The following is a 26,496-nucleotide window of genomic DNA, read 5'->3' as shown; positions in this document are numbered from 1 at the left end:
TGATTGTGGGCGCTCGGATCTGCAGGTGTCGTTGATGGCGGCACTGTCAGGGATTGCGGCCGCGGCCGTGGCGCTTCCATTGGGACCGTTCGTCGAATTCCGTCGCAAACGCGCGATCATGGTGCGGGCGGATCTGGTGGCATTCGCCGTGCTCGCCAGCGTTCCGGCGGCCGCGTGGCTCGGGGTGCTGAGTTATGCGCAGCTGTGCGTGGTGGGCGCGATGAGCGCCCTGTGCACGATCGTGTTCAACGCCGCCAACGGCGCCTACGTGAAATCGCTGGTGCCCGAACCGATTCGGATGCGCGCGAACAGCCGCCTGGAAACCGTGTTCTGGACGGTGTCCATCGTCGGCGCGCCGATCGGGGGCGCACTGGTCTCGATGTTCGGCGCGACGTTCACCATCCTCGTCGACGCCGGGAGTTATCTGCTGTCGGCGCTCGGACTGCGCGGTATCGCCACGCCGGAGCCCGCGCCCGAACATCGACGCCCCGGCCGTCATCGGGCCGTGGAGATTCACAGCGGATGGTCCTACATCTTCGGTCACCCGCTGCTACGACGACTGTTCTGGAACGCCATGCTGTTCGGCGGCTCACTCATGCTCACCGGGCCGCTGATGGCGCTGCTGATGCTGCGCGAGCTGGGCTTCACGCCTTGGCAATACGGTCTGGCGATGGGCCTTCCCACGGTGGGCGGACTGGCCGGAGCATTGTGCGCGCCGAGATTGGTGACGCGCTTCGGCGGGCGGGCGGTACTGCTCGGATTCGGAGCCTTACGCACCTGCTGGCTCGGGCTGATGGTGCTCGCGGGTCCCGGTGTCGGCGGACTGATCGTCATCGTGGCCGCCGACACCCTGCTCCTGTTCTGCGCCGGGGTGTTCAATCCAATCTTCACCACCTACCGCATGAACGCCACTGCCGACGACTACATGGCTCGCGTCGGCACCGCGTGGTCGATCAGCTCCAAAAGCGTTCAACCCGCATTCATCGCGGTCGGAGGTCTGCTGGCCGCGGCCACCAGCACGCGGACCGCGATCGGCTGTGCCGCCGTGCTGTTGGTGACCAGCTCGCTGTTGCTGCCGTGGCGACGGTCGGCGAGTTCGGAGGTTTGAGGGTGGGTCGGTCGTGGGGAGTATGTGGTGGGTGCGGTTGTCATGCTCTGGATTGATGTGCTGCGGGTTGGGGATGGGACAGGCTGGGGTGGTATCGGTTCGGATATGGGAGGCGGGAACTGTGGGACTGGTTGATGGCGTTCGGCGTCGGAGAGCTGCCAGGATCGAGGCGGTGAGTGTGGCGGCTTATGACGAGGCCCTGCGTAAAGGCGCTTCGGAGCAGGAGGCGGCGGCCGCGGCGGCGGAGGCGGTGAGGCGTGCCGAGCGACGGCGGCGTCTGCTTCTGTTCAGCGGGGGCGGTAACTGAGTCGCGGTTGGTTCGACATCGCGCGGTCTGCCGGAATGATGGCGGTGTGGACGAAATGGATGCTCGGCGTCGGCTCGGCGCTGATATTGATCGTGGTGTCGGCTGATGTCCGGCTGAGGAGGCTCTCGGCGGGGCATCGCTTCGGAGTGGAGACCGTGCCGTGGGCTCCGGTTGTGATCGTGCCGGGGGCGCGGGTCGGTGTGGATGGTCGGCCGATGGCGTATCTGCGCGGACGGCTCGATATCGCGATCGAGTTGCTGGCGGCGGGCAAGGTCGACGGGGTGCTGATCTCCGGTGATTCGGCGGGTGCGTCCGGTGACGAGATCGCGTCGATGCGCGGCTATCTGCTCGAGCGCGGGGTCGATCCGGACCTCGTGCGGGCCGACGGGGCGGGGGTGTCGACCAGGGCGACATGTGAACGCGCACATCGTCATTTCGGCATCGATCGCGCGATCATCGTCACTCAGCCCCGGCACGCGGCGCGGGCCATCGCCCTGTGTCGCGGCGCGGGCATCGATGCCGACGGCGTGGACGCCTACTGTGAGTGCAAGCGAACAACGCTGGTGCGCAATACGATCCGCGAATGGCTCGCCGGCCCCAAAGCGGTCGCGGCGTTGATCCGTTATTCGCGATAGGCATTGGTGGTCGTGGGCACGGTGAGAACCGCGTCGAACGCCTCCGCCACCGCGATCGGCATCGAGACGCTCTGACTGCGCAGGCTGGTCAGCTCGATATCGGAGTCACCTCGCAGCGGGCGAAGATTGGTGAGAGACACCGATTTCGCGAAACCCGCCGCCGCGACGGCATCTTCGAAACTGCCCGAGGTCGGGGTGGGGGTGGCGGTCTCCTCGACGCGAAAGCCCAGCGGATGACCGGTGTCGAGGACCATTTCCGGGACCGTGTCGGCGGTGTGGGTGAAGGCCACGGTGTGATACGCGTCGCCCAATGATTCGGCCAGGTAGTAGCCCATGGGATAGGCCGCGATACGGCCGGGCTCGAATTCGATCGGCGTCTTCTGGATGTGGTTGTTGTGGGCCATCAGGACCACCCGGGCCTCGCCGGGCAGGCGATCCAGATGCCAGCGCAGGGTATCGGCCATCAGCCAGTCGCGCGCGGTCGGATCCATGGGGAGACCGCCTGTGCCGTAGAGCAATTCGTGCATGCTGGTGAACATGTACTCGGTGTGGACCGCGACGTCGAGGTGCCGTCGGGCCAGCTCATAGGATTCGCGGTCGCCGCGGGCGAGGTAGAGCGGTTCCAGGGCGCGCATGCGCACCGACAACCGGGACAGGGCCGCGGCCAGGGCGGTGCGGTCGGATTCGTCCAGGGCGGCCCAGCGGGGCGCCACGGCGGCGGCCGAATCACCCTCGACCCGGGCGGAGATATCCAATGCCCTACGGGCGAGCGGGGTTTGCTCGGGATCGACCCGATCGAGATAGGCGATGAGCGGTTCGAGCGCCGGACGCAGGGTACCGCCCGCGACGGGGACGTCCACACCGATCAGCCGGACCGGGCGCTGGGCGGTGGCGTTGTAGCGCCGCAGCCACAGCGCCATCGTGGTGTCCAGGCCGGAGGCCATGGTTCCGGCCAGATCGCTCAGCGCGGCTTCGGGACCGTCGCCCCGCAGCCAGGCATCCAGGGCGAAGGCCTCGGCGAAACCGAATTCGAAGGCCAATACGGTGAATCCGAGCTGTTCGACCAGATAGCGCAGTAGGCGGCGACGGGCCGCACCGAATTCGGCGACGAAGTGCGCGCCCTCGCCGAGCGCGACAACCGTTGCGCCGTCGGCGATATCGGCCATGGCGGCCAATTCGGCATCGGTCGCGGAATCCAGGGCGGACAGGCTGTGCGTGTGGGCCGCCACGGCCGCGGGCGTGTCTGTCGACATGGGTGAGCACCGTAATTCACGACAGGTCGGCCGGGCCACCCGATTTCCGGGTGATCAGGTCGGCCGTCTCGCGCACGGCCGCACCCATCCGCTCCAGATCCGCTGCCGACAGCAGGGTGTCGGGGCAGACGACGACGGTGGCGGTGACGGTGGCCGGTTCGCTGAAGATCGGAGCGGCGACCGTGACGACCGCGTTCTCGGGGCCGAGTTCGGCCGGGAGGTAGTCGATGGTGATCAGGTCGGCGATCATGGCGTTGAGGCGGTGTCGCAGCGGGTCGGTGACCGGTGAATTGCGCAGGGTGGCAAGGGCTTCCAGCATGGGCGCGGATTCGTCGGCGAGGCGTTCGACCGAATAGCCGCGCTCGCGCACGGCGTCGAGGACCGCGAGCAGGCGCTCGCGGTGGATCGGATCGGCGGTCTCGAGCCAGGCGCTGCGCTCGGATTCGGCCGCCCACGCGACGAATTCACGCGCGACCGGGGGTGCCAGCGGCATGCGGCGGCCGGGGCGGATCCACGGTACCGACGGGCTGCCGAGGACCTCGGTGATGAGGATCACGCCGTTGTCGCGTTCGGCCAGGAAGACCGGGACCCGCAGCCGCGCGGCCAAATCCCGCATCGGATCCGCCGCCAGGCGGCGCAGCGGGAAGGCGGCCTCGGCGCGGCGCGCGATCGTGAGCAGGCCCAGGCTCAGGCCGTAGTTGCCGTCGGCGTCGCGGATCGTCCAGCCGTCGGCGGTCAGTTGAGTGAGCACCGCGTGCGCGGTGGCCCGGGACATGCCGGTGTCGCGCACGATCCGGGCCAGGGACAGATGCTCGGCCGGGCGGCGGGACAGCAGTTCGATCACGCGGACGACGCGCTGGGTGGGCGGTGACGCGAGGGCGGGATCGGAACCGTTTTCTGAAACAGGTTCTTGACCGGCTCGGCGCGATCGGCCTATCGTCGGTGTCACAATATCGAACGATAGCGTCGAATATTCGACACTGCAACCCTCCCTTCGGTCGGGTATATGGGCTCTGAATTCGGGTCCACGGACTCTGAAGCCGGGTACATGGGCTCTGAAGCCGGGATGCGATGTGGTGGCGGATCGGCGCGGTGAGTGGGTGAGCGATGCGGGCCGGATACGAGCTGTCGCATCTGGCGGCCTTGGAGGCCGAATCGGTGCACATCTTCCGGGAGGTGGCGGCGACCTTCGAGCGGCCGGTGCTGCTGTTCTCCGGCGGCAAGGATTCGGCGGTGATGCTGGAGCTGGCCCGCAAGGCGTTCTGGCCCGCGGCGCTGCCGTTTTCGCTGCTGCACATCGATACCGGGCACAACTTCGACGAGGTACTCGAGTTCCGCGATCGCACCGCGGCGCGATTGGGGGCGCGGCTGCTGGTGGCGCGGGTGCAGGACGATATCGACGCCGGGCGGGTGGTGGAGCGGGCGGGGGAGAGCCGAAATCGCCTGCAGACCAACACCTTGCTGCGTGCGATCGGCGAGCATCGGTTCGACGCGGTATTCGGCGGCGCGCGCCGCGACGAGGAGAAGGCCCGGGCCAAGGAGCGGGTGTTCAGCTTCCGCGACGAATTCGGCGCGTGGGAGCCGCGGGCGCAGCGGCCCGAGATCTGGAATCTCTACAACGGCAGACATCGTGCGGGTGAACACATTCGGGTGTTCCCGCTGTCGAACTGGACCGAGCTCGATATCTGGGAGTACATCGATCGCGAGGCGGTGGAGCTGCCGTCGCTGTACTACGCGCACCGTCGTCGAGTGCTGCGCCGCGACGGAATGCTGTTGGCCGCCAATCGCTTTCTCGACGAGCGTCCGGGCGAGGAGAGCTTCGAGACGACCGTGCGCTTCCGCACCGTCGGCGACGCCACCTGTACCGGATGCGTCGAGAGCGAGGCCGCCGATCCCGCCGCGGTCATCGCCGAGACCGCGGTCACCCGGCTCACCGAACGAGGGGCCACCCGCGCCGACGATCGAATCTCGGACTCCGGCATGGAGGACCGCAAGCGAGAGGGCTACTTCTGATGAGCCATACGTCCGAGAAGAAGCTTCTGACCTTGGCCACCGCGGGCAGCGTCGACGACGGTAAATCCACCCTGATCGGCCGCCTGCTCTACGACTCGAAGAATCTGTTCACCGATCAACTGGCCGCCATCGAACGCGCGAGTGCCCAACGCGGCGATGCCGCAACGGATCTGGCGCTGGTGACCGACGGCCTGCGCGCCGAGCGTGAACAGGGCATCACCATCGATGTCGCCTACCGCTACTTCGCCACCCCGCGTCGCAAATTCGTCATCGCCGACACCCCGGGGCACGTGCAGTACACCCGCAATATGGTCACCGGCGCCTCCACCGCGGATCTGGCGCTCATCCTGGTCGACGCCCGCAAGGGCGTGGTCGAACAGACTCGACGCCACGCCTTCCTGGCCACGCTGCTCGGCGTTCCGCACGTGGTCGTCTGCGTGAACAAGATGGACCTGGTCGGGTGGTCGCGCGAGCGCTTCGACGAGATCCGCGACGAATTCGCCGATTTCGCCGCCAAACTCACCGTGGGCGATCTGAGTTTCGTGCCGTGCTCGGCGCTGCTCGGGGACAATGTCGTCGATCCGTCCCCGCATATGTCCTGGTACGCGGGCCCGCCGCTGCTGCGTCACCTCGAGGATGTGCATATCGCGTCGGATCGCAACCTGATCGATGCCCGCCTGCCCGTGCAGTACGTCATCCGTCCGGGCGACGGCCACCGGGCCTACGCGGGCACGGTCGCGGGTGGCATCTTCAAGCCCGGCGACGATGTGGTGGTGCTGCCCTCGGGACGCGCGACGCGGGTGGACCGGGTGTGGGGTCCGGGCGGGACGAAGGTGGACGAGGCGTTCACGGGTATGGCCGTCTCGCTGACCCTGACCGACGAGATCGATGTCGGACGCGGAGATATGTTGGCGCGCCCGGGAAATCGGCCGCATCTGGCTCACGATCTGGACGCCATGGTCTGCTGGTTCGCCGACGACGCCGTGCTGCGGCCGGGGGCCGAATACACCATCCGCACCGCCGCGCAGAGCACCGGCGTGCGCGTGACGGCGTTGGACTATCGGCTCGACGTCAATACCCTGCACCGCGAGGCGGGCGCGGAAACCCTGGCGCTCAACGACATCGCGCGGCTGACGCTGCGCAGCCGCCGTCCGCTGATGTTCGATCCCTACCGCGACAACCGCCGCACGGGCAGCTTCATCCTCATCGACGACGCGACCCATCAGACCGTCGCCGCGGGCATGATCCTGGCGCGCGACACCGGCCGGGAAACCGCGCGCGAGGTCGTCTGGCACAGCTCCTCGGTCGGGCGCGCGGGCCGGGCGCACGCCGGGGCGACGGTCTGGCTGACCGGGCTGTCCGGCTCCGGAAAGTCCACGATCGCCGTCGAATTGGAGCGTCAGCTGGTGGCCGAGGGCCGCCCGGCCTATCTGCTCGACGGGGACAATCTGCGCCACGGCCTCAATGCCGATCTCGGCTTCGGCGACGATGATCGCCGCGAGAACATCCGGCGCGTGGCCGAGGTGGCGGCGCTGTTCGCTGATGCCGGTGTGGTGGCCATCGTGTCGCTGATCAGCCCGTTCGCCGCGCAGCGCGCACAGGCGCGGCTGATCCACGACGGCCGCGAACTGCCCTTCCACGAGGTGTTCGTGGACACCCCGCTCGAGGCGTGTGAGCGGCGAGATCCCAAGGGCCTCTACGCCCGTGCGCGCGCCGGGAAGCTACCGCAGTTCACCGGGATCGACTCCCCCTACGAGCGTCCCGAACATCCGGATCTGCTGGTGACCACCGACCGGGGCACACCAACCGAACTCGCCGCCGCCATCCGCCGCGACCTGCGACTGTAGTGAGGACATCCATGGAACAACCCCTGACCGAACCCTTCCTGGCCGCCGTCGCCGAGGCCGAGAAGCTCATCACCGCAGCGGATTTCGTCGACGACGAGCGGGATCTGGCGGAGGGCTACGACTATCTGGCCGGTGGTATGGCCGCGGTGCTGCAGCTCGCGCGCGCCCACGGCACGAGTCATCCCTACTTCGTCAGTTCGACCGGGCCGTATACCAAGATGGGCCTGGACAATCCGGATACGCTCTACTACCACGCGAATGTCGAGCCGACCGGCGAATACCTGGTCACCGGCCACCGCGGCAGCACCGTCGATCTCAGTTTCCAAGTGCTCAAGGGTGATTACACCGCCACCACCGTCCCCGGCGGCGACGACGCCTTCGACGACCGGCGGGTGCGCATCGAGCCCGACGGCAGCTATCGGCTGAGATTCGGCCCGCCGAAGGATGATCCGGACCCGAACTATTTCGTGCTCGGTGAGGGCGCGTCCATGCTCGCGGTGCGCGAGGTGTACGGCGATTGGAACGCCGAGCGTAAGGGCAGTATTCGTATCGAACGGGTGGACACGGTGGGGACCGCACCCGCCGAACCGGATCTGGACGGGCTGCGCAAGCGCTATCGTGCGGCCGGGCGGATGCTGGTGCAGCGCGTGCACACCTGGTTCAACTTCCCCAAGTGGTTCTATCTGGACCTGCCGGTCAACACCCTGACCGAACCGCGGCTCACCCCGGGCGGTCTGAGCACGCAGTACTCCTCGGTGGGGCATTTCGATCTGGCCGAGGATCAGGCGCTGGTGATCACGGTGCCGAAATCCGATGCGCCGTACCAGGGTTTCCAGCTCGGCAGCCGCTGGTATATCTCGCTGGACTACGTCAACCATCAGACCAGCCTCAACAGCGCACAGGCGCAGGTGGATCCGGACGGCGTGATCCGCATGGTCGTCTCGGCGCGCGATCCCGGCATCGCCAACTGGATCGAGACCACCGGCCGTCGCCGCGGCATTCTGCAGTTCCGCTGGCAGCGCACCGATCGCGCGCTGACACCGCAGGACGGGCCGACGGTCGCGCTGGTGTCCATCGACGAGGTGGCCGCGCGACTGCCGCACTACGACAGCAATCGGATCGATGAAAAAGGCTGGCGGGCAAGGATTGCCGAGCGGCAGCGTGGGTTCGCGGAAAGGATGTTGGCATGAGCGGTCAGGGCCCGGAGGCGGCAGCGGAGCGTAACCACGGAGGGCCCAGTCTGCTCGCAGACAAGGTGGTGGTCGTCAGCGGGGTCGGGCCCGGTTTGGGGCGCTCGATCTGCACGGAGGCCGCGGCGGCCGGGGCGAAGGTGGTATTGGCCGCTCGGACCGAATCGCGGCTGCACGAGGTGGCCGCCGAGATCGAGGCCGCGGGCGGGCAGACGCTGAGCGTGCCCACCGATATCACCGACGATGCGGCCGTGGCGAATCTGCTCGCCCGCACCGTCTCGACCTTCGGGCGGGTGGACGCCCTGGTGAACAATGCCTTCTCGGTGCCATCGATGAAATCGCTGGAGCGCACCGATTTTCAGCAGATTCGTGACAGCCTGGATCTGACCGTGCTTGGCGGATTGCGCATGACCAAGACCTTCGCCGACGAATTGGCCAAGACCAAAGGCGCCGTGGTGATGATCAATTCGGCCGCCATCCGCCACTCCGAACCCCGCTACGGCAGCTACAAGCTGTCCAAGGCCGCCCTGCTGGCGATGTCGCAGACGCTGGCAACCGAGCTGGGCCCCAAAGGAATTCGGGTCAACACCATCGCGCCGGGCTATATCTGGAGCGACCAGCTGAAGTGGTATTTCGGCAAGGTCGCCGCGAAGTACGGCACCACCGTCGAACAGGTCTACGAGCAGACCGCCGCGCGCTCGGACCTCAAACGACTGCCCGAACCCGACGAGATCGCCCGCGCGGTGGTGTTTCTGGCCTCGGACTGGGCCAGCGCCATCAGCGGCCAGACCCTCGACGTGAACTGCGGCGAATACCACGCATAGGAAGAACTGATGACCGTACGCACCGACGTAGGCACGATCGAGGATCTGCACGCCTCGGCGACCAAGGCCTGCGGCCTCACCGATTTCGGATCCGACGACTATCTCGAGGCGCTCGGCGTGCTGCTCGAGTCCTATCGCCGCGATGCCGATCTGACCGAACTCGGCTCGAAGATGAACCGGTACTTCCTGCGCGGGGCGCTGGTGGCGCGGGCGCTGAGCGAGGCGTCCTGGCGAGCGCATCCCGAGTACGCCGAAACCCCGGTCACCCGGCCGATTTTCGTGACCGGACTGCCGCGCACCGGCACCACCGCGCTGCACCGGCTGCTGGCCGCCGATCCGCGCCATCAGGCGCTCGAGATGTGGCTCACCGAATTCCCGCAGCCGCGCCCGCCGCGCGAGACCTGGGCCGACAATCCGATCTATCAGCGCATCGACGCCGGGTTCGCGCAGCATCATGTGGAGAATCCGGAGTTCATGGGTCTGCATTTCATGAATGCCGCCGAGGTGGAGGAGTGCTGGCAGCTGCTGCGCCAGACGGTGAAATCGGTTTCTTACGAATGCCTTTCGTATCTGCCGACCTATTCGAACTGGCTGCGTGGGCGAGATTGGACCGACGTCTACGCGCGGCATCGCAAGAATCTGCAGCTGATCGGGCTCGGTGACGCGCGGCGCTGGATCCTGAAGAACCCCAGCCATCTGTTCGCCCTCGACGCGCTGATGGCCGTCTATCCCGACGCGCTGGTCATCCAGACCCATCGCGCCCCGACGACCGTACTCGCCTCGGCGTGCAGCCTCTCCGAACATGCCGCGCGCGGCTGGTCGAATACGTTCTCCGGCAAAGTGATCGGGGAGACGCAGCTGGAGCTGTGGTCGCGGGGCCTGCGCGAATTCACCGCCGCGCGGGCGCGCTACGACCGATCGCAGTTCATCGACGTCGATTTCGGCGATCTGCGCGCCGATCCCCTGGGTACTGTCGAAAACATCTACCGCACCTTCGGCATCGAACTCACCGAGGCGGCGCGGGCGGCCATGGCGGCACTGGACGAGGACAGTCGCACCGGCGATCGCAAACCCGTGCACCGTTATTCGCTGGCCGATTACGGTCTGACCGAGGCACAGGTCGAAGAGTATTTCCGGCTGGGCTGACACCGGCTAGTCTCGCTGAATGACGCATTTCGCCGACTTCGAGGCGCTGCGCGCCGCAGTGGGAACCGAGATCGGTGTCAGCGAGTGGCTGACCATCGACCAGAACCGGATCGACGAATTCGCCGCGGCCACCGACGACCCGCAGTGGATTCACGTCGATCCGGAGCGGGCCGCGCGGGGGCCGTTCGGGCGGACCATCGCGCACGGATTCCTCACCCTGTCGCTGACCGTGCCGCTGGTCAACCAGGCCACCTCGGTCGACGGGATCACCATGGGAATCAACTACGGGCTCAACAAGGTTCGATTCATCACGCCGGTGCCGGTGGGTGGGCGCATCCGCGCCCGGGTGACCCTGGACTCGGTATCCGACATTCCGGGCGGGGTGCAGGCGCAGCGTACGGTCACCGTCGAATTGGAGGGCGCGGACAAACCCGCCTGCGTCGCCGAAAGTCTTGTGCGCTATCTGAATTGATCGGCGGACCCGTTCAGCGTGGGCCGAAGGGCAGCGCCGAGGACGGGGTCTGATCCGGAGTCAGCGTGGCCACCACCCGGATGCCCGCGGCGAGGAACTCGCCCTGGGCGCGCTGGACATGGTCGGCGGAGGTGACCAGGACGGCGTCGACCGCGCCGATCGCGCGCATCAGCAGGGCCGAGTACTCGGCGTTCTGCACCGTGGATTCGGCGCGGTCCTCGATATGGACGCGCGCGGGGGAGATGCCGTGCGCGACAAACCAATCCGCCATCGCCCGGGCCTCGGTGACGCCGTTCTCGGGATTGCCGCCGGTGACGATGATCGGGGTGGCCGGGCACAGCAGGGCCTGCACATAGCCCGCGGACAGCCGTGCGAGCAGTTCCGGGCGCATACCGCCGTCGGGCAACAGGCCGTAACCCAGCACCACGACCGCGGTGTCCGGGCCGAGGCCGGCGGTCAAAGGCAGTCCGGGCAGGGTGAATTCGGTGGGGCGCGGTGTGGCCTCGACAGCGGTCACGGCCAGTAGACCGGCCATGAGCGTCACGGCGGCAACGGTTTTCGCCAGGAATACGGTGGGACGGATCTGTTCGAACATCGGACCTCCCCGGACGGCGCACCGGAACCACCGGCGCGGCGGTCAGCACATCGCACCCATGGTCGCCCGAAAGATACGGGCGCGCCGGTATTTTCGCTCCGAGTTCGCCCGGGGGCCGAACGCAGACCCCTATCGGCTCAGTCCTTGCCGAGACCGTTGCTCACGGTGACCCAGCGATCCAGCAGGGTCGAGGCCGCGCCGCTGTCCACCGCGTGCGTGGCGCGCTCCAGCCCCACGGCCAGCGCTTCGTGCAGATCCCGGTCGGCGGTCTCCGGGCTCAGCTCGACCGCGGCCAGCGCGGCGGCCGAATTGAGCAGCACCGCATCGCGAACCGGGCCGGGAGCGCCGCCGAGCATATTGCGGGCGATCACCGCATTGGTCTGGGCGTCGCCGCCGCGCAGCGCGTCCGGCCGCGCGCGCTCGATGCCCAGGCGGGTCGGATCGATGACGGTGTGGGTGAGATGGCCGCCGGTGACCACCCACGCCTCGGAGGTGTCGGCGGTGGTGATCTCGTCCAAGCCGTCGTTACCGCGCACCACCAGCGCGTTGGCGCCGCGTTCGGCGAACGCCCCGGCGATGACCGGAAGCAGATTGGGGAAGGCGCAGCCGATCAGTCCGGCGCGCGGCTGTGCCGGATTGGTGAGCGGGCCGAGCACGTTGAATACGGTCGGAATGCCCACGTCCTTGCGCGCCGAGGCGGCGTAGCGCAGCGCCGGGTGGAACAGCGGCGCGAAGCAGAACCCGATCCCCACCTCGGTGACGCATTGCGCGACGGCCTTGGGCCCCAGGGTGATTCGCACACCCAGCGCCTCGAGCACATCCGCGCCGCCGCTCTTCGACGAGGCCGCGCGGTTACCGTGCTTGACGACCGGCGCCCCGGCCGCGGCGACCACGATCGAGGACATGGTGGAGATGTTGACCGTGCCCGAACGATCGCCGCCGGTGCCGACGATATCGACCGCGTGCACATCCAGCGTCACCCGCCGCGCGTGCCCGAGCATGCCCTGGGCCAGCCCGCTCAGCTCGGTCGCGGTGGGCCCCTTCATCTTCATGGCCACGCCGAAGGCGGCGATCTGGGCGGGGGAGGCGTTGTCGGAGAAGATCTCATCGATCACCCACGCCGCCTCCTCCGCGGTCAGATCGACCCCGTCGGTGAGGGCCCCGAGGATCTCGGGCCAGCTGCGCGCGCTCATGACCAACTTCTCCTGTCCGCTGTGGATCTGATGTAGCAGCCTAGTGCGGTCGGGCAATTTCTTTACCCCCCGGCTGCAAAGCATCCCAGCCGAGGGCTACCCCGTCGTGGCGTTGGGCCAACCCGGCCATGCGGGAGCGCTCCTGGGAGCAGTGCAGGGCGTCGAGGGGCTGGACTCGGCGCAGGGCCAATTCGACGGTGTCGCCGCGGTATTCGGTGTGGGCGGGGGAGTAGCCGTCCTGGGCGGCGATGGCGACGGCCTGGTCGGCGCGGTCGGCGGGCAGGCGCAGGTGGTGGCGGAGGACGGCCGGGGCATCGGGGGTCCAGTCGGTGGCGCGGGCCAGGGCGGCCGAGGCGGCCTCGGCGTCGTCGAAACTGGACACGACGACCACCAGATCGGGGCGGTCGGGGTCCAGGTCCGTCGGGGTGGCGTGTCCGGTCAGGCGCTGCCACGCCTCCCGTAGTCCCATGTGAATCTCCTCGCCGGAAACTTTTTTCGCGCGCCGGGAACCGGGGGCCGCGAACATCCGACTTCAACAATAGGAACCCCGCTCGCACGCCCCGAACTGCGCGTTCGTAGGACACGCCGGTACCCCGGTGAGACTCGGTCTCGCCGTGCGGTTTCCGACACGGAACATCAAGATTCGCACCCGGGTACGCCTGTCGTACTACGACGAGTCATACTTACCGGCGTGACGACCGCAGTAGGGACCCCAGGATCGGCCATTACTCAGCGTGTGCACTCGCTGAACCGGCCCAACATGGTCAGCGTCGGAACCATCATCTGGCTGTCGAGCGAGCTGATGTTCTTCGCCGGCCTCTTCGCCATGTATTTCGTCGCGCGCGCGCAGGCGCACGGGAACTGGCCGCCGGAGCCGACCGAGCTGAACATGTATCTGGCCGTGCCGGTCACGACGGTGCTGGTCCTGAGCTCGTTCACCTGCCAGATGGGTGTGTTCGCGGCGGAGAAGGGCGACGTGTTCGGCCTGCGGCGCTGGTACGTGCTCACCTTCCTGATGGGCCTGTTCTTCGTGCTCGGCCAGGGGTACGAGTACCACAACCTGTACAACGAGGGCACCTCGATCTCGAGCAGCATCTACGGCTCGGTGTTCTTCATCACCACCGGTTTCCACGGTCTGCACGTCATCGGCGGTCTCATCGCGTTCATCTTCCTGCTCGTGCGCACCACGGTCAGCAAGTTCACCCCGGCACAGGCCACGGCGGCGATCGTCGTTTCGTACTACTGGCACTTCGTCGACATCGTGTGGATCGGGCTGTTCGCCACGATCTACTTCGTCCGCTGAAGCAGAACCAGCAGCCCGGTTCCGTCTACCTCCAAAAGGGACACAGATGAGTTCATCTCCCCCGTCAGCGCCGGACCCCATCAGCCCCGGGGTCGAGCGCGCGAACAACGTTCAGGCCACCAAGTCGCGTAAGCAGCGCCGGTTGCGGCGCAAGCTGGCGGGTGGTCTGGTGCTGCTGATGGGTCTCGTGGGAGCCGGCTTCGCGGCATCGGCACTGACCCCGCACGCACAGGTCGCGACGGCCAACGAGGACCAGTCCGCGCTGATTCGCGAGGGCAAGCAGATCTACGACACCTCCTGCATCACCTGCCACGGTGCCAACCTGCAGGGTGTCGCCGATCGCGGCCCGAGCCTGATCGGCGTCGGCGAGGCGGCGGTCTATTTCCAGGTCTCCACCGGTCGCATGCCGGCCGCGGCCAACGGCGCGCAGATCCAGCGCAAGGACCCCAAGTTCGACGAGCACATGACCGATGCCCTGGGCGCCTATATCGCGGCGAACGGCGGCGGTCCCACGGTCGTGCGCGATCCGGACGGCAAGGTGGCCGAGGAGTCGCTGATCAAGAACGCCGACATCGCCCGCGGTGGCGAGCTGTTCCGCATGAACTGCGCGTCGTGCCACAACTTCACCGGTAAGGGCGGCGCGCTGTCCTCCGGTAAGTTCGCCCCGCCGCTGACCCCGGCGAGCGAACAGCAGATCTACACCGCGATGCTGACCGGTCCGCAGAACATGCCGAAGTTCTCCGATCGTCAGCTGACGCCGGAGGAGAAGCGCGACATCGTCGCCTACGTCAAGAACCGGACGGAGTCGCACCCCGAGGGCGGTTACGGTCTCGGCGGTTTCGGTCCCGCGACCGAGGGTCTGGCCATCTGGGTGGTCGGAATCGTGGTCCTGGTCGGCTCGGCGATGTGGATCGGATCTCGCTCATGAGTGGACAGGAGCCAAAGGACATGGACCTCACCGACGACCAGCTCGACGCGATGTCGCGCGACGATCTGGTCAAGCTCGGTACCGAACTCGACGGCGTCGACGTCGCCTACCGCGCCCCGCGCTGGCCGGTCCCTGGCACGCGCGCGGAGAAGCGGGCCGAGCGACAGGTGGCGATGTGGTTCGTCATCTCGGCGCTGTCCGGTGTGGCGTTGATCGGCGTCTTCCTGTTCTGGCCGTGGGAGTACAAGAGTCGCGATCAGGACGGCGCGGGCATCTACTCGCTGACCACGCCGCTGTACGGCGTGCTGCTGGGTGTCGCGGTGCTGGCCATCGGTATCGCCGCGGTGATCATCCGCAAGAAGTTCATTCCCGCCGAGATCTCGATCCAGGATCGCCACGACGGCAAGTCCTCCGAGACCGATCGGCGCACGCTGGTCGCCGAGCTGTCCGACGCGCTGGAGACCTCCACGCTGGGCCGGCGCAAGCTGATCACCCGCACCGCGGGTCTGGGCGTGGGCGCGCTGGGCATCGGCGCGCTGCTGATGTTCGTCGGCGGTCTGGTGAAGAACCCGTGGGCCAAGGGCGACAAGTCCCCGCTGTGGGTCTCCGGCTGGACCCCGGACTACCCGGGCCAGACTATCTACCTGCGCAAGGACACCGGTCGCCCGGAGGACATCGTGCTCGTGCGTCCGGAGGATCTGGACGCCGGCGCCATGGAGACCGTCTTCCCGTGGAAGGAAGAGTGGCGCGGCAACGAGAAGGAGACGCTCGAGTCGCTGCGCGGAATCCGTAACGCGGTCATGCTGATTCGCCTGCGCACCAAGGACGCGCAGTCCGCGATCAAGCGCAAGGGCCAGGAGAGCTTCAACTACGGCGACTACTTCGCCTACTCGAAGATCTGCACCCACCTGGGCTGCCCGACCTCGCTGTTCGAGCAGCAGACCAACCGGATCCTGTGCCCCTGCCACCAGTCGCAGTTCTCGGCCACCGAGTGGGGTAAGCCGGTCTTCGGCCCCGCCGCTCGCGCGCTGCCGCAGCTGCCGATCACCGTCAACACCGAGGGCTACCTGGTCGCCCAGCACGACTTCATCGAGCCCCTCGGCCCGGCTTACTGGGAGCGTCGTTCATGAGTCCTTCTAAAGCGGCCGCGCAGGCCAATGAAATGGATGAGCGCTACCACATGGCGGCGTTCGTCAAGCGGTCGATCAACAAGGTCTTTCCGACCCACTGGTCGTTCCTGCTGGGCGAGATCGCGCTGTACGCGTTCATCATCCTGATCCTGTCGGGTATCTACCTGACCCTGTTCTTCGATCCGTCGATGAGCGAGGTCGTCTACAACGGCGCGTATCAGCCGCTGCGTGGCGTGACCATGTCGCGGGCCTACGAGACCGCGCTGAACATCACTTTCGAGGTGCGCGGCGGTCTGTTCGTGCGCCAGGTGCACCACTGGGCGGCGCTGCTGTTCGCGGCGTCGATCATCATCCACCTGTTCCGCATCTTCTTCACCGGCGCGTTCCGCAAGCCGCGCGAGGCGAACTGGGTGATCGGTTCGCTGCTGCTGGTGCTGGCGATGTTCGAGGGCTTCTTCGGCTACTCGCTGCCCGACGATCTGCTCTCCGGCACCGGTCTGCGGGCCGCGTTCGGCGGTATCACCATGGGTATTCCGGTGATCGGCACCTGGATGCACTGGCTGATCTTCGGCGGTGACTTCCCGGGCACGATCATCATCCCGCGGTTGTTCATCGCGCACGTGCTGCTGTTCCCCGGCATCATGCTCGCGTTGGTCGCCGCGCATGTGGCGCTGGTGTGGTACCAGAAGCACACCCAGTTCCCCGGACCGGGCCGCACCGAGAACAATGTGGTGGGCGCGCGCATCGTGCCGGTGTTCGCCGCCGACCAGGGCGCGTTCTTCATGTTCACCCTCGGCGTGGTCGCCATCATGGGTGGCGTCCTGCAGATCAACCCGATCTGGAATCTGGGTCCCTACAACCCCTCTCAGGTATCGGCGGGTTCGCAGCCGGACTTCTACATGATGTGGACCGACGGCATGGCCCGCCTCATGCCGCCGTGGGAGCTGTATCTGGGCCGCTACACCGTGCCCGCGCCGTTCTGGGTCGCGCTGATCATGGGTCTGGTGTTCACGGTGCTGATCGCCTACCCGTGGATCGAGAAGAAGCTGACCGGCGACGACGCGCGCCACAATCTGCTGCAGCGTCCGCGCGACGTGCCGGTGCGCACGGCGATCGGCGCGATGGCGATCGCGTTCTACCTGGTGCTGACGCTGGCCTGTGTCAACGACATCGTCTCGCTGAAGTTCGACATCTCGCTGAACGCGACGACCTGGTTCTTCCGGATCGCGCTGCTGGTGGCCCCGCCGATCGCCTACTTCCTGGCGTACCGGATGTGCCTGGGTCTGCAGCGCAGCGACCGCGCGGTGCTCGAGCACGGCATCGAGACCGGTGTCATCAAGCGCCTGCCGCACGGTGAGTACATCGAGGTGCACCAGCCGCTGGGCCCGGTCGACGAGCACGGCCACCCGATTCCGCTGGAGTACCAGGGCGCCCCGGTGCCCAAGAAGATGAACAAGCTCGGCTGGGCGGGCAAGCCCGGCATCGGCTCGCTGCTCAGCGCCGACCCGGCCCAGCAGGCCGACGCGCTGGTCGCTTACGAGCACGAGCAGGAGCACAAGCAGCTCGCGGTCCTGGCGGAATACCAGGAGCGCAACAGCAACGGAGACAAGAACGGCCACTGAGGCGGTCGCTCGAGGCTCGTTCTTCGTTGCCTGAGCTTTCCTTGTTGACCGAGCCTCTCCTTGTTGCTTGGGCGTCTCTCCTTGTTGCCTGAGCGCCTCTCCTTGTTGCCTGAGCGCAGCGAAGGCCCCGAGTCGAATCCGACTCGGGGCCTTCGCATTTGTCCGGACGTTGGTTACAGTTCGGGCGTGATTCGCAAGGCTCTCGTGGTGTCCGGGGTGTTCGCGGCCGCGGCGGTATCGGCGGCGGCGCCCGCCCAGGCCGGTCCGTTCCGCATCGATGGGCGCACCTACGCGAGTGCGCCCGGCTGCGTCACCGTCCGCACATTCCCCCAGCGACTGGATATCACCAACGACACCACCCTGCGGGCGCGGGTGTATCTGCTACCCGGCTGCCGCGGCGGCGTCACCCGGCTCGTCCCCGCGGGCCATCGAGCGCACCCCTTCGGGGCCTCGGTTCTGCTCGACTGAGCGAGCTTTCATTCCCCGATCGAGAATCCGCCCTCGAGTTCGGCGCGCGAGTACGACTTGAACGCGATGTGCGTATCGGTCCGCAGCACCCCGGCCGTCTTGTTGATCCGGCCGGTCACCACCTCGGCGATCTGCTCATGATCACGGACCCGCACGACCGCGATGAGATCGACGTCGCCCGCGCACGAATACACCTCCGCCACACCCTCGAGATCGGCCAGCGCCTGCGCGGTCTCGGGTATGCGCGCGGCCTCGGCGTGGATCAATACGATCGCGGTAATCATGGGGGTGAGTCTATTGATCCGGGCGACGCCGCTGTGTGCGAGTCGCGGGCGAGCGTTTCAGTTAGGTCATTGACAGTTAGAACTCTAATGGTTAGATTTCTAACTATGAACGCATCCGGACATGAGCCGACCATCCTGGAGATGATGAACTGGGTCGGCTGGGCGCAGATCAAGGCGGGCGAGGAGTGGACCCGCGCCCGTGAGCTCAGCCGTGAGCAGAGCGTCGCGATCGTCTATCTGATCCGGAATCCCGGCGCGATCCAGCGCGATCTCGCGGAGATGAGCCGCACGAGTGCGGCCAGCGTTTCGAGCCTGCTGCAGGGCCTCGAGCGGCGCGGGCTCGTCGAGCGTCGGATCGAGGGCGGCAACGAGCGCAGCAAGCGCGTCTACGCGACCCCGGCCGCCGCCGAGCTCATCGCCGGATTCGAAACGATGATGACCGAGGTCGAGCAGACGATTCTGGCACCGCTCGACCAGGACGAGCGGGCGGCCCTGCGCGCATTGCTCACCAAGATCACCGCGGACCTGCCGAAACCGACTCGGTCCTGACATCCGCGCGGCCGGGCCGCGCGTCCCACACCTTCTGCCGTGCCGGCATCCGTCGGCGCGCGCTCGAACCTGCCCAGAACAAGGAGCCGACATGAACATCCAGGTCACAATTATCGGAGCCGGATTGGGTGGTCTCACCCTCGCCCGCGTTCTGCATGTCCACGGCATCCCGGCCACGGTCTACGAGGCGGAGTCCTCGCCCGCGGCCCGAGCGCAGGGCGGGATGCTCGACATCCACGAAACCAGTGGGCAACTCGCCCTCGCGGCCGCCGGTCTCACCGAAGAGTTCCGCGCGCTGATCCTGGAGGGACGTCAGCAATCGCGGGTCGTCGCCCCGGATGGGACCGTCCTGTTCGATCGGGCCGACGATGGCACGGGTGGGCGTCCCGAGGTGCTGCGTGGTGAGTTGCGGCAGCTACTACTGAATTCGCTTCCGGCCGATGCCGTTCGGTGGGATCACAAGGTCGTCGGTGTTCGCGCCCTCGGCGACGGCCGTCACGAGGTGGGTTTCGCCGACGGCAGCGCTGTCGTCGCCGATCTGCTGGTCGGTGCGGACGGGACATGGTCGCGGGTCCGGTCGTTGCTCACCGCCGCGACACCCGAATACACCGGCATGTCGTTTGTCGAGACCTGGCTGTACGACAGCGACACCCGCCACCGCGCCGCGGCGCGGGCCGTCGGCGGCGGAGCGTTCATGGCGCTCGCGCCCGGCAAGGGAATTGCGGCCCACCGTGAGCGCGGCGACACCCTGCACACCTATGCCGCGCTCACCCGATCACAAGACTGGTTCGCCGCTGTCGACTTCGCCGACCCGGCCGCCGCGACCGCGCACATCGCCCGTGAATTCGACGGCTGGGCACCCGAATTCACCGCGTTGATCACCGACGGCGACAGCGCCCCGATCCTGCGCCCCCTCTACGCACTCCCGATCGAGCACCGCTGGGATCGAGTGCCCGGCGTGACCCTGATCGGCGATGCCGCCCATGTCGCACCCCCGAACGGCGAAGGCGCCAATCTGGCCATGCTGGACGGCGCGGAACTCGGTACGGCCCTCGCGGCGCGTCCGAGAGATATCGAGGCCGCACTCGCCGAATACGAGCGAGCCATGTTTCCCCGCAGCGCCGCGTCGGCCACCGATGGGCACCGGATTCTCGAGTTCATGTTCGGAGACGACGCACCCCACGCGCTGGTGCGGATGTTCAACGGAGACGAGTAGATCGGCCGCGTCAATCGGCGCGGGCGGCGGCCTCGGCGCGTTCGACCCAGGACAGCCAGGGGCCCGCGCCGAGGCGGGGTTCGTGGTAGCCGTCGGTGGTGCGGACGATGCGGGTGCCGGGCTGATGGAGCCAGCGGGCTATGAGGGCGGTCTCCTCGGGTGGGGCGTCATGGAGTGGGGGATGGGTGGGCAGGACGGTTTCGGCGGAGGCGGTGAGGGATTCGACCACGGCCATGGGGGCGATGCCGCGGATGGCGGTGCCGGCGGCGGCGAGGCGGCCGTAGCGGATGATCGCGAATTCCCAGCCGCCGGAGCCGTCGGGGCGGGCGGCGACCAGTTCGGCGATGCGGGCCAGTGCGGCGAGGCGCTGGGTGCGTCGCAGGGCGCGCACGACGACGACCGCGCGGTCGCGCAGGCGGGCGGCGGCCTCGAAATTCTGCGCGGTGGCCAGGGTTTCGATCCGGTCGGACATGGTGTGCAGGGGTGCGTCGCCGACGCCGGTGAACAGATCGCGGACCAGTCGGGGCGCGGGGGCGTATTCGGTCGGATCGAGCAATCGGCCCGAGACTCCGGCGGGGCAGCCGCCGACCACGGCCGGTGGACAGTTCGCGCCGTGCCGCCCGCCGCGGGGTATGCGCGTAGTGCATGTGCGCAGGCCACAGAATTCGGCGACGATGGCGGCGAGTTCCGCGGCGTCGGTGCGGGAGTTGAACGGACCCAGCGCATCCGGTGCGGGGGTGCGGGTGACCGCGAAGCGGGGGAACGGCTCGTCGGTCAGGGTGAGCCACCAGGCGCGCTTGGGGAATTTCGAGCGGCGGTTGTAGGGCGGGGTGTGGGCGACCAGCAGTCGCAGTTCCCGCACGCCCGCCTCGAGACCGTGGGCACACGACACATGATCGACCCGGGTGGCCAGCGCCACCATTTCCCGCATGCGGGTGCGCGTTTCGGAGCCGGTGAAGTAGTTGCGCACGCGGCGGCGCAGATTCACGGCCGTCCCTATATATAGGACTTCGTCGGAGGGGCCCCGGAACAGATAGACGCCGGGCCCGCTGGGCAGGTCGGCGGCCAGGAAACGCTTGGAGCGCTGGCGTTTGGTGACCTCGGGCAGATAGTCGAGCAGTTCGGTGAGGCTGTGCACGCCCTGATTGCCGACGCGTTCGATGAGGGCGTGCAGCACGTCGACGGTGGCGCGGGCGTCGTCGAGGGCGCGGTGGGTGGGGATGGTGCGCGCGCCCAGAAGCTGTGCCAGCGCGGACAACCGGACGGTCGGCGTCTCGTCGCGGGGCAGGATGCGCCGGGCCAACTGCACCGTGCACAGCACCTGGAAAGTCGGCCAGGCGATCTCGCAACGCGCGGCGGCGGCCCTGAGGAATCCGGTGTCGAAGCGGGCGTTGTGGGCGACCAGTACCGAGCCGGAGGCGAATTCGACGAACCCGGGCAGCACGGCCTCGATGCGCGGCGCGTCGCGAACCATCGCGGTGGTGATGCCGGTGATCTGGACGACCTGAGGCGGGATCGGGCAGCCGGGATCGACGAGGGTGGCGAACTCTCCGAGCACCTCGCCGCCGCGCACCTTCACCGCGCCGATCTCGGTGATCGCATCGCCATCGGGGCTGCCACCTGTGGTTTCCAGGTCGACCACGACGAAGGTGGTGTCGTACAGCGGGGTGTCGAGCTCGTCGAAGGCCAGCTGGGCCGCCGTGGTCTGGCGCACGCGCAGCAGCGTAGAGAGGGGGTACGACAAGTTGCGGAGTCGGCGGGAACGGGCGCGCGCGGCAGATCTACACCCAAATGTGGCCAGGGTCACATTAATTCGGTTTGGGTATCAATCCGGCGGCTTGCCCGGGCGGAGATGCCGCAACGACCGGTTCGGCGGTCATGATCAACGGCTCGGAGGGAACTGATCGGTCGCTTTCGGAGCCGAAGGCTCTAGCCTACGTGCTGATTTCCCCTTAAGTCAGACCTTGAAACGTCCCGATGCCGCCCGGCTTGACGCACTCGTGTCGCTCGAGAAACCTGCAGGTCGGACACCATCGTTATTTGTTTGTGATTGGTGTGATTTATCTCGCATGTTGCAAGGGTTGGAATTGCTGACCAGCTCGTTTTGGGTGTTCGCCGCTTTACAACCCACCGTTATGCGCTCGTAATCTTTTCGAGACCTCACGGAGTCCGGCGCACCGCCGGGTGCACGTCGTGGGGCAGATGAGATGAGGAGTACCGCATCATGGCGATCAAGCGACAGGTCCTGGGGCTGCATCGCAACGCCCATCGGGCCGTTGCGGCCGGAGCCGTTGGCGCTGCCACCCTCAGCGCGTTGCTGCTGCCCGTGGCGCCCGCTTCGGCGGCGCCGGTCACCGTTCCGGGCGTCGGGAACTTCGATGTCCCCGATCAGGTTCTGGCTCAGATCCCGCCGGGGGCGATCCCGGCCAACATCCTTCCCCCGGGCTTCCAGATTCCGGGCATCAATCCGCCGGCCCCGGCCGCGCCGATCGAGACCGTCGGTCAGCGTGCCGTGGACGCCGCGATGTCCAAGCTGGGCGCGCCCTACGTGTACGGCGCCGCCGGCCCGAACGCCTTCGACTGCTCGGGTCTGGTGAAGTGGTCCTACGAGCAGGCCGGTCTGGAACTGCCGCGCACCAGCTACGCCCAGCTCGATGCCGGTGCGCCGGTCTCGATGGACGATCTGCAGCCGGGCGATGTTGTGTCGTTCTACGGCGGCAGCCACTCGGGCCTCTACGTCGGTGACGGCAATGTCGTCCACGCCTCGACCGCGGGCCAGCCCGTCGCCATCGCGGCCATGTCCTCGATGCCCGTTGCGGGTGCTCGCCGCTACTGAAAATTTCGGTCAAACGGGACGGCGGCCGTGATCATTTTGTGGCCTGCTGGACACAGACGGTCGCCGTTCCGTAACCTGTTCGAGACCTTCGTGATGACCAGCTCGGATACCGCGGAAACGGGGCACGGCAGGCAGTGACAGCGCAGCACCGAAACAACAGAACCAGACGCTTGGTCGGCGGCTCGCTGGCCGTGGGCGTCCTGATGTTCGGGATCCCGATCAACGGCGCCACGGCCGATCCGGTCGCCGCGCCCACCAGCGCGAGCGACGCCGTGCAGAAGCTGATCGACCTGTCCCATCAGTCCGAACAGCTCAATCAGCAGGCCCTCGCCGCGCAGCAGGATCTCGACGCCAAACAGGCCGTCTCCCGCGACGCCGACGCGAAACTGGCCGGTGCGACCCAGGTGGTCGACGTGGCACAGGCCGAGGTTCGCAAGTATCAGCCCGCGGTCGATCGCACCGCTGTCGCCGCCTATCAGGGCGCGCGCACCAATCGGTTGTTCTCCGTACTGGTCAGCGATTCGCCGCAGCAGCTGCTCGATCAGATGTCGACCCTCGATGTGCTCTCGGCGCAGACGCAGGATCAGCTCGCGCAGTTCAAGAAGGCCACCGACGCCGCCACCTCGGCGCAGAATATCGCCCGCACCGCCTCCGACGCGGCCCGGGACGCCTCGACGAAGGCCGATCAGGTGCGCGCGGAGCTGGAGCGCAAACGCGCCGATCTGCAGGGCGCGATCGCGCAGGTCATCCAGCAGTGGGGTTCGCTGTCGGCGGGCGACAAGGCCTCGTTGGCCGGGGCGCTGTTCCCGGCCGGATTCGATCGTGACACCCTGTTGCGCGGATTGGTGCCGGGCAGTGGGACCAGTGCGCTGGCGGCGGGGCTCACCCGGGTCGGCGATCCCTATGTCTGGGGTGCGACCGGTCCGGATCAGTTCGACTGTTCGGGTCTGGTGCAGTGGGCGTTTCATCGGGTCGGTATCGATCTGCCGCGCACCAGTCAGGCACAGGCGGCGGTCGGCACTCCCGTCGACAAGAACAATTTGCAACCCGGAGATGTGGTCTTCTTCTATTCCGACGCTTCGCATGTGGGAATCTATGCGGGTAACGGTCTGATGCTGCACGCCTCGACCTTCGGTGTTCCGGTCCAGGTGGCTCCGTTGGGCTCGACCCCGTACCACTCGGCGCGTCGCTATTGGATCGGTATGCCGTAATTCGACCGAGGTGAGGATGAACGCGCTGGAGCGGATCCGTACTTGGTTGACGGCACGGCGGCGGTTCGAATTCGTCGCCACCGTCGCCACGGTGATCGCATTGACCGCGATTACCGGAGCATTGGTGTTACTACCGAAGTCGGCGTTGCCCAAGGTGCGGCCGGAACCGGCCGCGGCGCAGTACGCCGCGCCCGCGGCTCCGGTCGATCCGCAGCTGGCGGAGGTGCGTCGGGTCATGGAGTCCTACGGTCCCGTTGTCGCCCAGCAGGTTTCGGGGGAGGACGGGCAGCTGTCGGTGGTGTTCGGGCATCCGTATCAGCGCGGTGATGTCGATACCCTCGCGCGGGAGATCGGCCCGGCCGTCGATTCGGTGACGACGCTGTGGGGCGGGGACTGGTCGCGGACGGCGGTGGTCGCGGTGTCGTCCTCGACCGCGGAATTCGCGGCGCTGACGCATGCGACCGGATCGGTGTCGAGCGAGGTCGCCGCGGCCTCGGTCTCGGATCCGTTCCTGCCTGGCCAGCGACCCACCGGCCAGCGCGTGGTGTTCGCGGCCGACGCGGGACGCCGCCTGGGCACCGACGGCCTGCGCGACACCCTGCGCCACGAGCTCACCCACGTGGCCGCCCGCGCCCAAACCCTCGACGGCTCACCGCAATGGGTGCTCGAGGGTTTCGCCGAATACTCCGCCCACCGCGCCGAACAACGCCCCTTCGCCCAACTGGCCCCCACCCTCACCGCCCGAGCCCGCTCCGGCATCCTCCCCACCGACCTCCCCACCGACGCCGCCTTCGCCCCCACCCCCGGCAACAACGCCGCCCTCGCCTACGAACAGGCCTGGTCCGCCAACGCCTTCACCGCAACCCAATTCGGCGAACCCAAACTGGTAGACCTCTACCACCGCCTGGCCAAGGGCCCCCAAGACAAACCGGCCCTCGACGACGCCTTCGAAGACACCCTCGGCATAGGCCACACATCCTTCGTCACCCAATGGCGAGATTGGATCAAGTCGCGAATCTCCTGACCCTTGCCCGGACCCTTCGCGCCGCCGCTCCTTTCCCTCGTTCCGCCGCTCCTTCCCTTGTTCCGGCGCGCAGCGCCGGGGCGAGGGTTGGGGCGCAGGGGCTTTCGGGCTGGTCAGGGCCCGGGATCGGCGGCCGGTGGGGCGGCAATAGACTCGGCTCATGGCTCGCACCCTGCTGGTTACCAACGACTTTCCGCCTCGGCCGGGCGGGATTCAGTCGTATTTGCATGCGCTGGCTATGCGGTTGCCCGCGGATGAGTTGGTGGTTTACGCGCCGCGGTGGCGGGGGGACAGTCATCTGAAATTCGATGCCGAGCAGCCGTTTCAGGTGGTGCGGCATCCTACGACCCTGATGGTGCCGACGCCGCTGGTGTTGCGGCGGGCGGCGAAGCTGGTGCGGGACGAGCGGTGCGACACCGTGTGGTTCGGGGCGGCCGCGCCGCTGGCGCTGCTGTCGCCGCTGCTGCGGCGGGCGGGGGCCGAGCGGATCGTGGCCAGTACGCACGGGCACGAGGTCGGCTGGTCGATGTTGCCCGCGGCGCGGCAGGCGCTGCGGGTGATCGGGGATCACACCGATGCGATCACCTATGTCAGCAAGTACACCCGACGGCGGTTCTCGGCGGCCTTCGGCCGAAACGCCGGACTGGAATATCTGCCCCCGGGCGTCGACACCGAGGTGTTCCGCCCGGATCCGGCCGCCCGCGCCGAATTGCGCGCCCGCTACGGCCTGGGCGAGCGGCCCACCGTGCTGTGCCTGTCGCGACTGGTCCCACGCAAGGGACAGGACATGTTGATCATCGCGATGACCGAGATCAAGAAGCGCGTCGACGGCGCGGTTCTGGTCATCGCCGGAGGCGGCCCCTACGAGGACAAATTACGCGGTCTCGCCGCCGCCCTGGACTTGGCCGACGATGTGGTCTTCACCGGTCGCGTACCCGCCGCCGAACTGGCCGCCCACCACACCATCGCCGACGTCTTCGCCATGCCGTGCCGCACCCGCGGCGCGGGCCTGGACGTCGAGGGTCTGGGCATCGTCTTCCTCGAGGCCTCCGCCTCCGGGGTTCCGGTGGTCGCGGGCAATTCCGGCGGCGCCCCGGAAACCGTGCAGGAGGGCCGCACCGGCACCGTCGTCGACGGTCGCTCGCATCAGGAGATCACCGACGCCATCGTCACCCTGCTGTCCGATCCGGACGTCGCGGCGGGCATGGGCGCCGCCGGACGCGATTGGGTCAGCGAACATTGGCGCTGGGACGTCCTCGGCTCCCGGCTGCGCGAACTGCTCGACGGGACTGTGCGATCGAGCAGTGGCGGCTTCTCGAGCTAGGCTCGGGCCCATGAGCGG

At 67.7% G+C, this 26,496-nt stretch carries 26 protein-coding genes; 19 read left to right on the top strand and 7 right to left on the bottom strand.

All coding sequences use genetic code 11. The features are described 5' to 3' along the window. Positions 1–34 precede the first annotated feature (34 nt). Both NP4_RS33160 and NP4_RS33155 read left to right on the top strand, forming a co-directional pair. Positions 35–1,108, top strand: coding sequence for an MFS transporter (locus NP4_RS33160; protein ID WP_211335878.1), 1,074 nt, complete (start codon positions 35–37; stop codon positions 1,106–1,108). A gap of 345 nt (positions 1,109–1,453) precedes the next feature. After that, entirely contained in the window at positions 1,454–2,050 is a 597-nt protein-coding gene (locus NP4_RS33155; protein ID WP_373863884.1) for a SanA/YdcF family protein, read from the top strand. On the opposite strand, the gene NP4_RS33150 is transcribed toward NP4_RS33155, so the two are convergent. Both NP4_RS33150 and NP4_RS33145 read right to left on the bottom strand, forming a co-directional pair. Next, complete coding sequence (locus NP4_RS33150) at positions 2,038–3,303, bottom strand: erythromycin esterase family protein (protein WP_068006374.1); 1,266 nt, start codon at positions 3,301–3,303, stop codon at positions 2,038–2,040. The two genes, NP4_RS33155 and NP4_RS33150, sit on opposite strands and share 13 nt — an antisense overlap. 16 nt (positions 3,304–3,319) lie before the next feature. Further along, the gene (locus tag NP4_RS33145) at positions 3,320–4,252 is read right to left on the bottom strand and encodes an IclR family transcriptional regulator (RefSeq protein ID WP_255285607.1); all 933 of its coding nucleotides are present in this window, start codon (positions 4,250–4,252) and stop codon (positions 3,320–3,322) included. Positions 4,253–4,410: 158 nt separating this feature from the next. Between NP4_RS33145 and cysD the strand changes: the two genes are divergently transcribed. The 6 genes from cysD to NP4_RS33115 are packed head-to-tail and all read left to right on the top strand — an operon-like array spanning position 4,411 to position 10,795. Continuing rightward, positions 4,411–5,316, top strand: coding sequence for a sulfate adenylyltransferase subunit CysD (gene cysD / locus NP4_RS33140; protein ID WP_068006372.1), 906 nt, complete (start codon positions 4,411–4,413; stop codon positions 5,314–5,316). After that, positions 5,316–7,163: an adenylyl-sulfate kinase gene (gene cysC / locus NP4_RS33135; RefSeq protein WP_068006370.1), complete on the top strand. Its 1,848-nt coding sequence runs from the start codon at positions 5,316–5,318 to the stop codon at positions 7,161–7,163. The genes cysD and cysC overlap by 1 nt, the downstream gene beginning before the upstream one ends. An 11-nt stretch (positions 7,164–7,174) precedes the next feature. Further along, positions 7,175–8,353 carry a hypothetical protein gene (locus NP4_RS33130; RefSeq protein ID WP_114755678.1) on the top strand — a complete coding sequence of 393 codons (1,179 nt, stop codon included), beginning with the start codon at positions 7,175–7,177 and terminating at the stop codon, positions 8,351–8,353. Beyond that, on the top strand, positions 8,350–9,177 hold the full coding sequence (locus NP4_RS33125) for an SDR family oxidoreductase (RefSeq protein ID WP_068006366.1): 828 nt from the start codon (positions 8,350–8,352) through the stop codon (positions 9,175–9,177). Before NP4_RS33130 ends, NP4_RS33125 begins: the two co-directional genes overlap by 4 nt. A gap of 9 nt (positions 9,178–9,186) precedes the next feature. Further along, entirely contained in the window at positions 9,187–10,323 is a 1,137-nt protein-coding gene (locus tag NP4_RS33120; RefSeq protein WP_068006365.1) for a sulfotransferase family protein, read from the top strand. Between the two features lie 19 nt (positions 10,324–10,342). Then, entirely contained in the window at positions 10,343–10,795 is a 453-nt protein-coding gene (locus NP4_RS33115; RefSeq protein ID WP_068006363.1) for a MaoC family dehydratase, read from the top strand. A gap of 13 nt (positions 10,796–10,808) precedes the next feature. On the opposite strand, the gene NP4_RS33110 is transcribed toward NP4_RS33115, so the two are convergent. From NP4_RS33110 to NP4_RS33100, 3 genes are all read right to left on the bottom strand, one after another. Beyond that, positions 10,809–11,390 (bottom strand): YdcF family protein, encoded by a 582-nt coding sequence (locus tag NP4_RS33110; protein WP_068006362.1) that lies wholly within the window; start codon positions 11,388–11,390, stop codon positions 10,809–10,811. A gap of 137 nt (positions 11,391–11,527) precedes the next feature. Continuing rightward, a complete protein-coding gene (gene trpD, locus NP4_RS33105) occupies positions 11,528–12,583 on the bottom strand; it encodes an anthranilate phosphoribosyltransferase (RefSeq protein WP_068006361.1) in 1,056 nt (351 codons plus the stop codon). 40 nt (positions 12,584–12,623) lie between these two features. Further along, complete coding sequence (locus NP4_RS33100) at positions 12,624–13,052, bottom strand: hypothetical protein (protein ID WP_068006437.1); 429 nt, start codon at positions 13,050–13,052, stop codon at positions 12,624–12,626. Between the two features lie 222 nt (positions 13,053–13,274). Between NP4_RS33100 and ctaE the strand changes: the two genes are divergently transcribed. From ctaE to NP4_RS33075, 5 genes are all read left to right on the top strand, one after another. Then, entirely contained in the window at positions 13,275–13,886 is a 612-nt protein-coding gene (ctaE, locus tag NP4_RS33095; RefSeq protein WP_082876436.1) for an aa3-type cytochrome oxidase subunit III, read from the top strand. A 46-nt stretch (positions 13,887–13,932) separates the two neighbouring features. Further along, positions 13,933–14,814 (top strand): cytochrome bc1 complex diheme cytochrome c subunit, encoded by an 882-nt coding sequence (qcrC, locus tag NP4_RS33090; protein ID WP_082876435.1) that lies wholly within the window; start codon positions 13,933–13,935, stop codon positions 14,812–14,814. Further along, the gene (qcrA, locus tag NP4_RS33085; RefSeq protein ID WP_068006435.1) at positions 14,811–15,944 is read left to right on the top strand and encodes a cytochrome bc1 complex Rieske iron-sulfur subunit; all 1,134 of its coding nucleotides are present in this window, start codon (positions 14,811–14,813) and stop codon (positions 15,942–15,944) included. The genes qcrC and qcrA overlap by 4 nt, the downstream gene beginning before the upstream one ends. Beyond that, a complete protein-coding gene (gene qcrB / locus NP4_RS33080) occupies positions 15,941–17,566 on the top strand; it encodes a cytochrome bc1 complex cytochrome b subunit (RefSeq protein ID WP_068006358.1) in 1,626 nt (541 codons plus the stop codon). Before qcrA ends, qcrB begins: the two co-directional genes overlap by 4 nt. Before the next feature lie 186 nt (positions 17,567–17,752). Then, positions 17,753–18,034, top strand: coding sequence for a hypothetical protein (locus tag NP4_RS33075; protein ID WP_068006356.1), 282 nt, complete (start codon positions 17,753–17,755; stop codon positions 18,032–18,034). Between the two features lie 8 nt (positions 18,035–18,042). On the opposite strand, the gene NP4_RS33070 is transcribed toward NP4_RS33075, so the two are convergent. Continuing rightward, positions 18,043–18,318: an Lrp/AsnC family transcriptional regulator gene (locus NP4_RS33070; protein ID WP_068006353.1), complete on the bottom strand. Its 276-nt coding sequence runs from the start codon at positions 18,316–18,318 to the stop codon at positions 18,043–18,045. Between the two features lie 105 nt (positions 18,319–18,423). On the opposite strand from NP4_RS33070, the gene NP4_RS33065 reads away from it, so the two are divergent. Both NP4_RS33065 and NP4_RS33060 read left to right on the top strand, forming a co-directional pair. Further along, the gene (locus NP4_RS33065) at positions 18,424–18,867 is read left to right on the top strand and encodes a MarR family winged helix-turn-helix transcriptional regulator (RefSeq protein WP_068006351.1); all 444 of its coding nucleotides are present in this window, start codon (positions 18,424–18,426) and stop codon (positions 18,865–18,867) included. A gap of 91 nt (positions 18,868–18,958) precedes the next feature. Beyond that, positions 18,959–20,083 (top strand): FAD-dependent oxidoreductase, encoded by a 1,125-nt coding sequence (locus NP4_RS33060; protein ID WP_068006349.1) that lies wholly within the window; start codon positions 18,959–18,961, stop codon positions 20,081–20,083. A gap of 10 nt (positions 20,084–20,093) precedes the next feature. Here NP4_RS33060 and NP4_RS33055 read toward each other — a convergent pair whose 3' ends face one another. Further along, positions 20,094–21,797, bottom strand: coding sequence for a DEDD exonuclease domain-containing protein (locus tag NP4_RS33055; protein WP_068006346.1), 1,704 nt, complete (start codon positions 21,795–21,797; stop codon positions 20,094–20,096). A 510-nt stretch (positions 21,798–22,307) separates the two neighbouring features. Between NP4_RS33055 and NP4_RS33050 the strand changes: the two genes are divergently transcribed. The 4 genes from NP4_RS33050 (at position 22,308) to NP4_RS33035 (ending at position 26,478) form a co-directional block, all read left to right on the top strand. Further along, positions 22,308–22,919: a C40 family peptidase gene (locus tag NP4_RS33050; RefSeq protein ID WP_068006344.1), complete on the top strand. Its 612-nt coding sequence runs from the start codon at positions 22,308–22,310 to the stop codon at positions 22,917–22,919. A gap of 203 nt (positions 22,920–23,122) precedes the next feature. Next, positions 23,123–24,130 carry an NlpC/P60 family protein gene (locus NP4_RS33045; RefSeq protein ID WP_068006432.1) on the top strand — a complete coding sequence of 336 codons (1,008 nt, stop codon included), beginning with the start codon at positions 23,123–23,125 and terminating at the stop codon, positions 24,128–24,130. 16 nt (positions 24,131–24,146) lie between these two features. After that, complete coding sequence (locus NP4_RS33040) at positions 24,147–25,154, top strand: hypothetical protein (RefSeq protein WP_068006341.1); 1,008 nt, start codon at positions 24,147–24,149, stop codon at positions 25,152–25,154. A gap of 160 nt (positions 25,155–25,314) precedes the next feature. Beyond that, entirely contained in the window at positions 25,315–26,478 is a 1,164-nt protein-coding gene (locus tag NP4_RS33035; RefSeq protein ID WP_062506792.1) for a glycosyltransferase family 4 protein, read from the top strand. The last annotated feature ends 18 nt before the right edge of the window (positions 26,479–26,496 follow it).

Source organism: Nocardia pseudobrasiliensis NBRC 108224, from assembly GCF_001613105.1.
Classification (GTDB): domain Bacteria; phylum Actinomycetota; class Actinomycetes; order Mycobacteriales; family Mycobacteriaceae; genus Nocardia; species Nocardia pseudobrasiliensis.
This window is presented reverse-complemented; position numbering and strand designations above follow the sequence as displayed.